At 77.2% G+C, this 12954-nt stretch carries 11 protein-coding genes; 6 read left to right on the top strand and 5 right to left on the bottom strand.

The annotated features are described in order from the left end of the window. Window positions 1-2: 2 nt before the first annotated feature. Both QRT04_RS06175 and QRT04_RS06170 read right to left on the bottom strand, forming a co-directional pair. On the bottom strand, window positions 3-707 hold the full coding sequence (locus tag QRT04_RS06175; protein ID WP_289454287.1) for a DedA family protein: 705 nt from the start codon (window positions 705-707) through the stop codon (window positions 3-5). 164 nt (window positions 708-871) lie between these two features. Then, entirely contained in the window at window positions 872-1009 is a 138-nt protein-coding gene (locus tag QRT04_RS06170) for a hypothetical protein (protein WP_289454286.1), read from the bottom strand. Window positions 1010-1259: 250 nt separating this feature from the next. On the opposite strand from QRT04_RS06170, the gene QRT04_RS06165 reads away from it, so the two are divergent. The 6 genes from QRT04_RS06165 (at window position 1260) to QRT04_RS06140 (ending at window position 10295) form a co-directional block, all read left to right on the top strand. After that, window positions 1260-2420, top strand: coding sequence for a ScyD/ScyE family protein (locus tag QRT04_RS06165; protein WP_289454285.1), 1161 nt, complete (start codon window positions 1260-1262; stop codon window positions 2418-2420). A 119-nt stretch (window positions 2421-2539) separates the two neighbouring features. After that, window positions 2540-4045 (top strand): PQQ-binding-like beta-propeller repeat protein, encoded by a 1506-nt coding sequence (locus QRT04_RS06160; RefSeq protein ID WP_289454284.1) that lies wholly within the window; start codon window positions 2540-2542, stop codon window positions 4043-4045. A gap of 3 nt (window positions 4046-4048) precedes the next feature. Then, window positions 4049-5581, top strand: coding sequence for an outer membrane protein assembly factor BamB family protein (locus tag QRT04_RS06155; RefSeq protein ID WP_289454283.1), 1533 nt, complete (start codon window positions 4049-4051; stop codon window positions 5579-5581). Further along, on the top strand, window positions 5578-7083 hold the full coding sequence (locus QRT04_RS06150) for an outer membrane protein assembly factor BamB family protein (protein ID WP_289454282.1): 1506 nt from the start codon (window positions 5578-5580) through the stop codon (window positions 7081-7083). The genes QRT04_RS06155 and QRT04_RS06150 overlap by 4 nt, the downstream gene beginning before the upstream one ends. 4 nt (window positions 7084-7087) lie before the next feature. Continuing rightward, the gene (locus tag QRT04_RS06145) at window positions 7088-8701 is read left to right on the top strand and encodes an outer membrane protein assembly factor BamB family protein (protein ID WP_289454281.1); all 1614 of its coding nucleotides are present in this window, start codon (window positions 7088-7090) and stop codon (window positions 8699-8701) included. Window positions 8702-8801: 100 nt separating this feature from the next. Further along, entirely contained in the window at window positions 8802-10295 is a 1494-nt protein-coding gene (locus QRT04_RS06140; protein WP_289454280.1) for an ArnT family glycosyltransferase, read from the top strand. On the opposite strand, the gene QRT04_RS06135 is transcribed toward QRT04_RS06140, so the two are convergent. The 3 genes from QRT04_RS06135 to QRT04_RS06125 form a co-directional block, all read right to left on the bottom strand. Continuing rightward, a complete protein-coding gene (locus QRT04_RS06135) occupies window positions 10285-11832 on the bottom strand; it encodes a threonine/serine exporter family protein (RefSeq protein ID WP_289454279.1) in 1548 nt (515 codons plus the stop codon). The genes QRT04_RS06140 and QRT04_RS06135 overlap by 11 nt on opposite strands. Before the next feature lie 90 nt (window positions 11833-11922). Continuing rightward, the gene (locus QRT04_RS06130; RefSeq protein WP_289454278.1) at window positions 11923-12318 is read right to left on the bottom strand and encodes a nitroreductase family deazaflavin-dependent oxidoreductase; all 396 of its coding nucleotides are present in this window, start codon (window positions 12316-12318) and stop codon (window positions 11923-11925) included. A gap of 12 nt (window positions 12319-12330) precedes the next feature. Next, window positions 12331-12945, bottom strand: a complete 615-nt coding sequence (locus QRT04_RS06125) for an FMN reductase (RefSeq protein ID WP_289454277.1) — start codon at window positions 12943-12945, stop codon at window positions 12331-12333. Between the last annotated feature and the right edge of the window lie 9 nt (window positions 12946-12954).

The raw sequence follows: 12954 nt of genomic DNA, 5'->3' as shown, positions 1-12954 counted from the left end.
CGTCAGCCGCGGGGGCCGTCGACGCGAGGCGCGTCCGGCACGGCCGGCGCGTCGGCCGCCGGCCCGTCGCGACGATCCGCCGCCTCGGCCGCGCTCTCCTCGAGCCGCTCGGCTCGCCGCCGCCGGAGGTGCCACACGACGAGCGTCGCGACGACCACCACCGCGAGCACCACGGCCGCCGCGGTCCCCACCTCGCGCTCGACCGTCTTGTACGCGGTCCCTGCGAAGTAGCCGAGCAGCACGAAGCCGACGCCCCACACGAGCCCGCCGAGGGCGTTGAACGGCAGGAACCGCCGGTACGGCATGCGCGAGATGCCGGCCAGCGCGGGCATCATCGCGCGGAAGAACGCGACGAACCGCCCGAGGAACACCGCCCAGCCGCCGCGCCGCTGCATGAACTCCTGCGCCTTGCCGACGCGCTCGCGGTGCGGGCGCAGGGGCCGGACCTCGAGGATCGACGGCCCGAGCTTGCGCCCGACCTCGTAGCCGACGCTGTCGCCCACGATCGCCGCGACCACCACGACGACAGCGAGCAGCGCGACGGACACCTTGCCCTGGCTCGCGAGCACGCCGCCGAGCACCACGGCCGTCTCGGCGGGGAGCACGAACCCGAAGAAGAGCGCGTCCTCGCAGAACACGAGCAGGCCGATCACCGCGTAGACGACCGGCCCGTCCAGTCCTCCCAGCCAGGTGGTGATCCGGTCCATGCGGTGCCTCTCGTGCGGTGCGGCGCGGTGGCGTCGGCCTTCCGCCGCGCCCGGCGGGTCGCCGCGGCCCGCCTGTGACCGGCGCGTCCCGCGTCGGCGTCGGGCGTCATCATCGCCCACCGGTCCGACGCGGTGCGCCGGAATCGGCGGGCGCGCCCTCGCGCTCAGTCGTCGTCGCCCTCGGCGTGCTGCTCGGTGTGCTCGCGCGGGTCCGGCTGGCCCGTCGTCACGTCGTCGGGGTCCGCGCCCTCGGCGGGGTCGGTGCTGTGCTGGCGCTGCGCGTCCATCGCGTTCTCGGTCATGGCGGGCCTCCTGATCACTCGTCACCTCCGATCGTCCGCCCGGCGACCGTCGCGGGCACCTCGGCGCGGGCACCTTGGCGCGGGCACCGACCTGCAGCCGCGCCGGCGCACACGGGCGCCAGGGCCGTGGACACCCCGCGACCGCCGCTCGTAGGGTCGCTCTCGCCCGATCCGGGCACTTCGTCCGCCAGGCAGATGGCGCTGCGGACCCCGCAGCACCGCGGACGGCTCGCCTCGACGAGGAGGAAGCATGTCGCGCATCACGTCCTTGGCCGCTGTCGCCGCCGTCTCGGCCGGTCTGCTCGTCGCGGGGTCGGTCCCCGCGTCGGCGCACGCCGCGTCGCACCCCCGTCACCACGGGCTCGACCAGCACTCGCTCGCGTCCGGCTGGCGTCACGTGAAGGTGCACCACGCCAAGCACGCGCACGCCCCCGTCGCCGGCACGCCCGTGACGAAGGCCTCCGGCCTGCTCGGCCCCCTCACGTTCGACGTCGGACGCGGCGGCACGCTGTACATCGGCCAGGACTTCAGCGGCACCCTGACGAAGGTCGCGCCCGGCGGCGTCGCGACCGACCTCGTCGGGCCGAACGGGACCGATCTCGCGGCGGTCTCGGTGCACCGCGGCGCCGTCACCTGGGCCGAGCGCGTGGGCGACGAGGAGTCGGTCACGTCGTCGGTGCTCAAGCGGCGCGCACCCGACGGCACCGTCACGCAGGTCGCCGACCTGCTCGCGTACGACGCGGCGCACAACCCCGACGGCTCGACGACCTACGGGTTCACCCACCTTCCCGCGGGCTGCACGGTGCCCCCGGGCTTCCAGTACACCGGCGGCGTGGACTCGCACGGGTACGGCTCGGTGACCGTCGGGAGGTACACGTACGTGGCGGACGCGGGCGGCAACGACGTGCTGCGCGTCGACCGGCGCGGGCACGTCAGCACGGTCGCCGTCCTGCCGCCCAAGGCCGTGACGGTGACGGCGGACGTCGCCGCGGCGTTCGGGCTGCCGGCGTGCGTCGCGGGCTCGACGTACCTGCTCGAGGCCGTGCCGACCGACGTCGAGGTCGGCCCCGACGGCTGGCTCTACGTCTCGTCGCTGCCGGGTGGTCCCGAGGACGGCTCGTTCGGTGCCGTCGGGTCCGTCTACAAGGTGAACCCGCGCACCGGCCACGTGAGGCTGCTCGCGACGGGTCTGGCAGGTGCGACGGGCATCGCGGTCGCGCCGAACGGCACGGTGTTCGCGGCCGAGCTCTTCGCGGGTGACGTCGTCTCGATCAGCACGAAGGGCGTCGTCTCGCCGTTCGTCACGCTGCCGCAGCCCGCGGGCGTCGAGTGGCACCGCGGCAAGGTCTACGTGTCGACCCACGTGCTGTCCGGCCCGGTCGGCGAGGTCGTGGCCGTGCCGGTGCGCTGACGGGCGTCGACCCGTCCGGGGCGGGGCACGGGAGCGCTCGCGGTCGCCGCGGGCCCTCCCGTGCACCGTCCGGGTGACGCCGATCGGTGGGACACCCGCGGGGGACGGATACTGGCGTGGTGGCCGCCCGACCGGGCATGCAGACGGTGGAGCTCCAGGAAGAGCCCGCCGTGGTGCTGGAGCGCGTCCGCACGGCGCCGAGGGGCGGCCACGACACGCTCGCCGACGGGGACGCCGCGCCGACGGCCCACGCCGGGCACGGTCCGCGGCGGTGGTGGTGGCTCGCCGCGGCGGCGGTCGCGGCGACCGGCCTGGTCGTCGCGCAGCTCGCGGTCGGCGCGCACGAGCGGCGGCAGGACGCGCGCGCCGCGGCGGTGCCGGGCGCCGTCGCGCGGGCCGACTCGACGCTGCGTCCGGTGTGGCGCATGGACGACGCGCAGCGGCGGTTCGTCACCTCCGCCGTGCGGCTCGGCGACGTGGCGGTCGGCGTCGTGACGGCTCAGGACGGCTCGCGGACGGTGCACGCGCTCGACGTCGCGACCGGCGAGAACCTGTGGTCGTACCCGGTCAACGGCCCGGACCACCAGCGCGCCGAGGGCGGCGACGACGTGGTGCAGCCGGGGTCGTGCACCGCCGTCGCGGGGGTGCAGCCGGCCCGCGTCGCGTGCTACGTCACCGACGGCGTCAGCGTGCAGACCGGCGGCGAGCTCGTGCTGCAGCTGCGCGCCGCCAAGCACGGTCGCATCATCGTGCTCGACGCCTCCGGCGCCCGCGTGGTGGACCGGCAGGCACCCCTCGCGAGCGCGTTCGCGGCCACCGGGTCGCTCCTGGTGCTCGGGTCGTCGGCGGCGAACCAGCACCGGGCCGTCGAGGCGGAGGACCTCGCGACGGGCGCGCGCCGCTGGTCGTGGCAGACGCCGACCGCGACGGGCGACCAGGTGGGGCTCGGCCAGCACCTGACGTTCCAGCTGTTCGCACTCGGCAGCGCGGTCGGCGTGGCCCTGCCCGGTGGACAGGTCGTGGTGCTCGGCGCCGACGGCTCGGTCGTGCACGACGCGATCGCGCGGGTCTACTCGTGGTCGGTGAACGGCTCCACGGCGGTGCTCGGGCTCAGCGGCGTCACGACGCAGCTCGTCCGGCCCGGCGCGGCCGACGTGTCGATCGGTGGCGCGCCCGTGCGGACCGCGGCCGACGACGGAAGCCTGCCGGGGCTCGTGCTGACGTCGGACGGCGAGCGGCTGCGCGCCTCCGACTCGCGCACCGGCTCGACGCGCTGGCAGGCGCGGATCGCCCCGCAGAGCCGCGCCGTCGTGCTGCACGGTCGCGTCGCGCTGCTCGCAGGCGGCGCGCTGGTGGTGCTCGACGGCCGCTCGGGCGTGACGGTCGCGGCCACCCCGCCGGCCGCGGGCGCGACGCTCGCCGGGCCGCTCTCCGACGGTCGGCACCTGCTCGTCGCCGAGCTCGGCGCGAACGACGGCTCGGCGACCATCACGGCGTACGCGCCCGACGGTGACCGGGTGTGGTCGACGCGGCTCCCCCCGGGCACGAGCGCGTTGCAGCAGGCCGGACGGCAGCTCCTCGTCTACGACGACGCGGGGCTCGAGGTGCTCGGCACGCGGGAGTGACGCGTGGCGCGGGCCGTGGCGATGACGCGGGTCGAGGTCGAGGAGACCCCGGGCGTCGCGCCACGCGCCGCCTCGCGGGCCGGGGCGGACCGGCCGGACGCGTTCCCCGCCGAGGGTGGCTCCGGCCGGGCGGCCGGCCCGGGTCGGCACGGCGGGCGCTGGATCGCCGTCGCCGCCGTCGTCGTGGCCGCGCTCGCGGGCACGCAGGCGGCGGTCGACGCGCACGAGCGCACGGTCGACGCTCGCCTCGCACGCATCGCGGGCGCCGTCCAACGGGTCGACGCCGCGCCGTCCGTGGTGTGGCGGTCCGACGGGCTGGGCGCCGTCGTCATCGGGCAGCGCGTCGTGGCGGCCGGCCTCGCGGTCGGCATCCTGACGTCGAGGGACGGCTCGCGGGACGTGGTCGGGTACGACCTCGCCGACGGCCGGCGCCGCTGGGCGGTGCAGATGGACGGACCCGACGCCCTGCGGGCACGGACGGAGGCGCCGCGGGCGACGGCGGCGTGCGCGGTCGTGCCGCCGCCCGCGTCCTCGCGGGGTGGCACGCCGTCGGCGCCCGAGCAGGTCGCGTGCGTGACGACGGACCAGGTCGCCGCGTTCTCCGACGGCCAGCTCTTCGTGACGCGCCCTGCCCGGCACGGCCACCTGGTGGTGCTCGACGCCGCGACGGGCCGCCGCGTGGTCGACCGGCCCACGAGCCCGACGCCCGCGTTCGTGGTGCTGCCCGGCCTGGTGGTGCTCGCGGAGGCCGGCGCGGACGCGCGGACGCACGTGGTCGGGGAGGACCTCGTCACCGGCGACGTGCGGTGGCGCTACCGCTCGGCCGTGCCGTCCGTCATCGCGACGGGCGAGCCGTTCCTGCGGCTCGTCGTGGTGGGGCGTCAGGTGGTGCTGGTCGACGGCTCGGGCACGGCGACGGTGCTCAGCTCGACCGGGGCCGCCCGCCGGCCGACGACGCGCCCGCTGCTCGGCTGGTCGGTCGACGCGAGCGGCGGGGTGTGGCTCGAGACGGGTGCCGCGCCGGGCTCGGGCGGCTCGGACCCCGCGACCGTCGTCGTCCGCCCGCGCGGCGGCGAGGTCGTGCTGCCCGGCCGCGGGGTGGCGCCCCTCGTGGACGACGGCTCGCTGCCGGACCTCGTGGTGTCGAGCGCGGCGGGCAGGACGACCGGGGCCGACGCGTCGACCGGTGCGCGTCGCTGGGTGTCCTCGCTGCAGGCGGAGCCGCCCGGGTCGCTCGTGCTCGGTGGGCGCGTCGTCGTGGTGACGCCCCGGGGCGTCGCGGCGCTCGACGGCCGGGACGGCTCGACGGACTGGGTCGCGCGCGCCGACGCGGGCGGCGTCGTGACCGCGCTCGCGTCGGACGGCCGCCGCGTGCTCGCCGTGGAGGAGGGTGGCGGCGACGCCGTCCTCGTGGCGCTGCGCGCGTCCGACGGCCGGGTCGAGTGGCGCGCACCCCTGCTGCCGGGCGACCTGCGCGTGCTTGCGCGCGACCTCGTCGTGGTCGGGCCGGGGTACGCGGCCCGGGTGGCGCCGTGAGGGCGGCACGCCGGCCGGCGATGGCGGCGGTCGAGCTCGACGACGTGCCGGAGGCCCGGCCGGGCGGTGACTCGCCGCCGCCGCCGTCCACGCCGCGCACGCGGCCGCGCCGCTGGTGGCTGGTCGTCGCCGGCGTGGTGGTGCTCGCGCTCGCGGTCGCGCAGGCCGTGGTCAGCGCCCGCGGTCGGGCGGCGGACGCGCGACGCGGCGAGGCACCGGGGACCGTGCTCCCGGTCGCGCGGCCGCTCGGCATCGCGTGGCGCCCCACGCGCGGCGAGACCGCCGTGCTGACCACGGGCGTGCACGCGGGTGCCCTGTCGATCGGCGTGCTCAAGGGACGGGACGGGTCGCGCGCGGTCGTCGCGCTCGACGACGCGACGGGCCGGCACGTGTGGAGGCGTGCCGTCTCCGGGCCCGACGAGGTGCGCGCCGAGGCCGTGCAGGGTGACCTGACGGGGCGCACCGGGTCGTGCCGCGGCGTGCCGTCCGGGGAACCGGCGCACGACGTCGCGGCGGTCGCGTGCCTGCTCACGGACGGCGTCGTCAGCTGGGACACGAGCGACCCGCCCTTGACGCTGCGGCCCGCGACGCACGGCGAGCTCCTGCTGCTCGACGCGCGCACGGGCGCGGTCCGGGCGAAGCGCGACGTCCGGCCTCCGGACGCGTTCGGCGTGGTCGGCGACCTGCTCGTGACGGCCGACGTCCAGCCCGACGCCCACGCCGAGCTCACCGCGACCGACCTCACGACCGGCGCCCCGCGCTGGACGTGGACGACGCCCGGACGGCTCGGCGCGGACGCGTCGGGAGGCAACGTCCTGTTCGGCGTGCGGCCGCTCGGCGACGCCGTCGCGCTGTCCGGGCCGGACGGCGCCGTCACGGTGCTCACCCACGGCGGCGCGATGGCGCACGGCCCGGCGGGCCGCGGCGCGTGGGACGTCGACGCGACCGGCGACGGCGTGCTGCTCCCGACCGGCGTGCCGGGGGCCGCGGGCTCGCTGCTGGTCCGGCCGGGCCGCGCCGACCGCCGGCTCCTGGGCCGGGCCGTGGTCGCGCAGGTCGACGACGGCAGCCTCGACGACCTCCAGCTGACGACGCGCCCGACGCTGCGCGCGTGGGACCTCGCGACGGGCGCGCTGCTGTGGGACGCCCAGCTGGCCGCGTACCGCACGGCCGTGGTGCTCGGCGGCCGCGCGTACGTCCAGACGTTCGACGGCATCGCGGCGGTCGACGGGCGCACGGGTCGCGTGGTGTGGCGGCACGCCGCGCCGCCCGGCACCAGCGTGGACGCGCCCACGAGCGACGGCCGCGCGCTGCTCGTGGTGCAGACGCCGACGACGCCGGGCATCGACTCGGCGCTCGGCGCGTACCGGCTCGGCGACGGTGTCCCGCTCTGGACGGCGACCCTGCCGGGCGGCGTGTTCCGCGTCTCGCCCGTGGGTCGGGTGCTCGTCGGGTACACGACCGACGGTGCCGTCGTGCTGCGCGCCGCGGACCGATACTGACGCCATGGCGAGGGACGGCGGTGCCGGTCGGCGCATGCAGGCCGTCGAGCTCGTCGAGGCCGACGCCCGCGCGGCGCCGGCCGCCGCCGCGAGCGCGCCGCCCGACCCCGGGCTCGAGCCCTCGCCCGCCGCTCGCGCACGCCGGTCGGTGCCGCCCGCCCACGTGCGCCGTGCGCTGCGCCGCTGGTGGCCGGTCCCCGTCGCGCTCGCGCTCGCCGCGGGCGCCGTGCAGTACGGCGTCGACCTGCACGAACGCCACGTCGACGCCCGCTACGCGGCCGTCCCCGGCTTCGTCGACCCCGTCCGGCCGCCGGTCTCGACGCGGTGGACGGGCGACGGGGTGGTCGCGCAGGCCGTCGACCGCGGCACGGTGATCGGCACCCGGCTCGTCGGCCCGTCGCTCGCCGAGAACGGCGCGGTCGACGTGGTCGGCATCGACCTCCGCTCCGGGCACGAGCAGTGGCGCACGCGCGTCGAGCAGCCGGACATCCGTCGGGGCGTCGCGGTCCTGCCTGTCTACCTCGTCGTGTGCGCGCCCGTGCAGTCCGCGGCGGTCCCGCCGCGCCTCGTGGTGTGCCTGTCGAGCATCGACGTCGGGACCGCGGGGGCGATCGACGGCAGCGCGGTCGTCGGGCCGGCGACGACGTCGCGCCTGTTCGTGCTCGACGCCGCGACGGGTCGCACCGTCCGGTCGTTCGAGGTGGACGCGGCCGAGGCGGTCGGTGCGCAGGCGTCACCCGTGCGTGCCGGCGCGACCGCGCCGCCCGACGGCGGCACCGCGGTCCTCGCGCGCGGGCTCGACCGGGGTGGCGCGGACGTCTGGGCCGTCGACCTCGCGACCGGGCGGCGGGTGTGGGCGAGCACCGCGGCCGCGCCGACGGACCACGACCGCAGCAACGGGCCCGCGCACGTGTGGGTGGCGGCGGGGCAGGCCGTGGTCGAGGACGGCACCGCGTGGGCCACCCGGTTCGCGGTCGCCGACGGCACGCTCGTCGCGACGGACGGGCGCTGGCTCAGCGCCGTGACCTCGCCCGACGGCGCCCGCCTGTGGCTGACGACGATGCCGGCCGGCCTCGACCCGCCGGGCACGGCCCCCGCGGACGCGGCCGCGACGCGCGCCACCTTCCTCGGACCGGTCGGCGTCAGGAGTGCCGACGGCCGGGCCGTCGACACGCGTGCCGACGACGGCAGCCTGCCCGGGCTGCTGCTCACCGACACCGGCACGATCGTCGGCCTGGACGCCGCGACGGGTGACGTGCGCTGGGTGTCGTCGGTCGACTCGGGCGGCGTCCTCGGCGGCGCCACCGTGCTGCGCGGCACCGTCTACGTCGTGACGACGACGGGGGTCGCCGCGCTCGACGGCCGCACCGGCCGGACGCGCTGGAGCTACGACACCGACGACGGGCGCAGCACGTCGGGCCTCGCCACGGACGGTCGCCACCTGCTCGCGCTCGCCATGCCGCTCGCCAACCAGGAGGACCCGCTCGACGTCGTCGCGCTCGACCCCTCCGACGGCCACGTCGCGTGGGTGTCGGCGGTGCCGGACGGCGTCAACTTCGGGTGGGCCGAGGGTCGCGTGCTGCTCGGCTGGGGCTCCGGCATCCGTCGGATCGGTTGACGGCCCGGCCCGGCCGGCCGCGGCGTGGCAGGCCGGGGCGGCGTCCGTGGACGGCCCATCGACACTGACGCGTGTCGTCGCCCGTCGCTACGCTCCGCTCGTGGTCGCCACCGCCGTGGGCGGGGCGCCGTCGGTGCGCGAGGCGTCGCGCCCGGCCGTCGCCTGGCCCTCCGTGCTCGCCGTCGTCGGCGGGCTCCTGCTGCTGCTGCTCGCGCTCGCCGGCCGGTACGGCCCGCACCGCGACGAGCTCTACTTCGTCGCGGCGGGGGCGCACCTCGCGTGGGGGTACCCCGACCAGCCGGCGTTCACGCCGCTCGTCGCGCACGTCATGGCGACGCTCGCGCCCGGCTCCGTGTGGTGGCTGCACCTGCCCGCGGCGCTCGCGATGGCGGGCGTCGTGCTGCTCGCGGCCCTCACGGCGCGCGAGCTCGGCGGCGGCACCGGCGCGCAGACCCTGACCGCGGTGGCCGTGGGGACCGGCGCGGTGACGATGGCGCTCGGGCACTTCGTCACGACCGCGACGTTCGACGCGCTGTTCGGCACCGCGGTCTGCTACGTCGCCGCGCGCGCCCTCGTGCGCGACCGGCCGCGGCTCTGGCTCCTCGTCGGTGCGATCGGCGGCGTCGGGCTCGAGAACAAGCACCTGGTCGCGTTCCTGCTCGGCGCGCTCGCGGTCGGCATCGCGCTCGTGCCGGCCGTGCGGCACCACCTGCGGTCGCCGTGGGCGTGGGGTGGCGCCGCGCTCGCGGCCGTGCTGTGGGTGCCGAACTTCGTCTGGCAGGCGCAGCACGGCTGGCCGCAGCTGACGCTCGCGGGCGACATCCGCGCGGAGTACCTGACCGTCGGCGAGCGGGTCAACTTCGTGGTGCTCGCGCTGGTGCTGCTCAGCCCGGTGACGACGGCGCTCTGGGTGTACGGGCTGGTGCGGCTGTTCCGCGCGCCGGACCTCGAGCGGGCGAGGCCGTTCGCGTGGGCGTTCCTGCTGCTCGTCGGCGCGTACTTCCTGACGGGCGGCAAGGCGTACTACCTCACGGGGTCGCTGCCGCTGCTCGTCGCCGCCGGGTCGGTGAGCCTCGCGCAGCGGCGGTCACCGCGCTGGCTGCTGGCGGCGGGGCTCGTGGCGGCGCTCGCGGCCGTCGTCGTGTGGCCCGCGTTCGTGCCGGTGCTCCCGGTGCGCGCGTTCGGCGACACGTTCTACTCGGGCCTCGGCGAGGACCAGGCGGAGACGGTCGGCTGGCCGCGCGAGGTCGCGCTCGTCAACCGCGTCGTGGACGACAACCACGCGGCGCTCGTCGTCACGCAGAACTACGGCGAGGCCGGCGCGCTCGAGTTCTACGGCACGTCGGTGCCCGTCTACAGCGGCCACAACGGCTTCGGTGACTGGGGGCCGCCGGACGGGAAGTCGACCGGCCCCGTGGTGCTCGTCGGGTACGCGACCGCGCCCGCGTGGGCGCAGGGCTGCCGCGAGGCGGGCCGCGTCGACAACGGGGTGGGCGTCGACAACGAGGAGCAGGGCCACGTGGTCCTCGTCTGCGACGGGCCGCGCGGCAGCTGGGCGTCGGTCTGGGACCAGGTCCGGCACCTCAGCGCGTGACGTGCCCGCCGTCGGGCGCCGCGCCGTGCTCGGGGCCCTCCGCGCCGGCCTCGCCGCGGAGCAGCGGCGCGACCGCGATCGGCCCCGTCCGCATCGACACCGCGGGCGTCGCACCGGTGCGCGCGGGCGGCTCGGCCGGCGCGAGCGCGGCGTCCCCGGCCGTGCCGTCGTCGCCGGCGCCGGGCTGCACGGCGCGTGCCACGACCCGCCCGACGTACCTGGCGTCGCGCGTCAGCGCCGTCCCGACGAGCACGCCGAGCGCGATCGAGAACAGCGACAGCGCGGTCGCCACGAGGTCCTGGATGCCGAGCGACGATCCGGTCGCGATCTCCGAGATCGACCGGAACCCGAGCGCACCCGGCACGAGCAGCCAGAACGCGGGCAGCATCGTCACGAGCGCGGGCGGACCCGACCGCCGACCCGCGATCAGCTGTGCGACCGGCACGATCACGAGGCCGCCGAGGAACCCCGACAGCTGCGGCGACAGCAGCACGGCGCCGACGGCCTGCGCGACGTACGCGGCGTAGAGCGCGAGCAGCAGCCACCAGAACGTGCCGCGCGGCGGCGACGAGAAGAACCGGTGCCCGACCGCGACGAGCAGCACGCCGACCCACGCCGCGCCGCGCCCCAGCGTCGCGACGTCGTGCTCGGCGGTGAACGGGCCGGCGACCGTCACCGCCGCCACCACGCCGAACGCGAGCAGCAGCAGCTGCGCGAGCCCGTAGACCAGGCGGGACGCGCCGGCGACGACCTGGTTGCTCGTCAGCTCCATCGCCGCGACGGTGAGCACCGCGCCGGGGAGGAAGCTGATCAGCGGCGGCGCGAGCAGCCGCACGGTGTCCCCGCCGATGAGCGGCGCGAACCAGGTGATCGCGAGCACCCCGACCAGGAAGGACGCGACGACGGGCAGCGCCGTGCCGAGCGTCGGCCACCGCCCGGCGAGCGCCCGCAGCAGGCCGATGCCCGCGCCGACGCCGACGTACACCGGGATCGCGGCGGGCACCGGGTAGAGCACGAGGCCGAACCCGAGCGTGAGGATCGCGTGCCCGAGGATCTGCAGGAGCGGGCCGAACCGGGGCGGCATCGCGAGGATCTCGCGCAGCCGGGCGCGGGCGTCGGCCAGCTCCACGCGGTGGAACGCGAGCTCGCCGACGAGCCGGTCGAGCTCGCCGATCTGGTGCAGCGGCAGGTTCTCTGCCGAGCGGGGGCCGGTGAAGTCGCTGCGCCCCCCGTCGGCGGTCTCGACGCGGATGAAGACGCCGGTGGGGAACACGAGCGTGCGCACCTGCGCGGCTCCGTAGGCCTGCGCGATGACGTCGAGCGCGTCCTCGATGTCCACCACGGACTGCCCCGACGAGAGGAGCGCGCCGCCGAGCTCGCGCAGCAGCGGCACGAGGTCGTCGGGGATCGCGGGCGGCGCGGGTGGCGCCTCGACCGGACGCGCGGGCAGCGGGGCGATCAGCGCACGTGCGGCGCGCGCGAGCCGCATGCCGACGGCGTGGCTCGTGGACGGGCGGATCCGGGGCGGGCGAGCCACGGTCAGCCTCCCGCGTTCGCGCAGGTCATGGTCCCTCCGCAGGCGAGGCGGGCTCGGTGCCCGCGCCTGCTCGCGATCGTACGGAACGCGTCAGGCGCGCGCGTCGCGCACCACCGCGAGCTCGACGAACTCGTCGACCCGCAGCAGCCGGAGCGCGGAGCGCGTCCAGCCGGGCACGAGCGCCGCACCCTGCGCGCCGTGGAGGCGCACCGGGTCGGCGAGCACGAGCACGCGCCGCGCCCGCACCATCCGGGCGCCCCCCGCCGCCTCGACGTTGCGCAGCCATTGCACGCCCGGCCCGTAGGTCAGCGCGACGACGACGCCGCGCGGCGTGCGGAACGCGAGCACGGGCGTGCGGTACCGGCGGCCGGACGTCCGCCCGACGTGGTGCAGCGCGACGAGCGGCGGCACGTCGTCCGCGAACGCCCCGAGGACGGGGTTGAGGACGCGCCGGACGCCGGCGGTGGCGTGCAGGGGAAGCACCACCGCCGGACCCCCTCAGGCCCCGCCGAGCAGCTGGTCGAACGACGGCACGGCGTCGAACAGGCCGGTCGGCGCGGACGGCTCGCGGTCCGCGACCATCTCGGCGAGCTCGCGGCCGGCACGGCGGATGCGCGCGGGCAGCGGGTTCACCTCGTCGTCGGACGCCCAGTCGTCGGTCGCCGCGAACACGGACGTCGTGGCGACGTCGGCCCGCAGGTAGGTGAACAGCGGGCGCAGCGCATAGTCGAGCGTCAGCGAGTGGCGCGTGGTGCCGCCGGTCGCACCGAGCAGCACGGGCCGCCCGACGAGCGCGTCCTTGCCGAGGATGTCGACGAACGACTTGAACAGGCCCGCGTACGACGCCGTGAAGATCGGCGTGACGGCGATGATGCCGTCGGCGGCCTCGACCTTCTCGATGACGCGTGCCAGGTCGCCGCTCGCGAACCCGGTCAGCGTCATGTCGACGACCGCGTGCGCGAGGTCGCGCAGCTCCACGGTCTCGACCTGTGCGGTGATGCCGCGGGCCGCCAGCTCGCTGACGGTGGCGTCGCGGAGCCGGTCGGCCAGCAGGCGGGTCGAGCTCGGCTGCGAGATGCCGGCCGACAGCACGACGATCGAACGCTCGCTCATGGTCCCAGT

The organism is Cellulomonas alba (genome assembly GCF_030362835.1).
Taxonomy (GTDB): Bacteria; Actinomycetota; Actinomycetes; order Actinomycetales; family Cellulomonadaceae; genus Cellulomonas; species Cellulomonas alba.
Note: the sequence above shows the minus strand (reverse complement) of the source record. Positions and strands in the feature narration are given on the sequence as shown.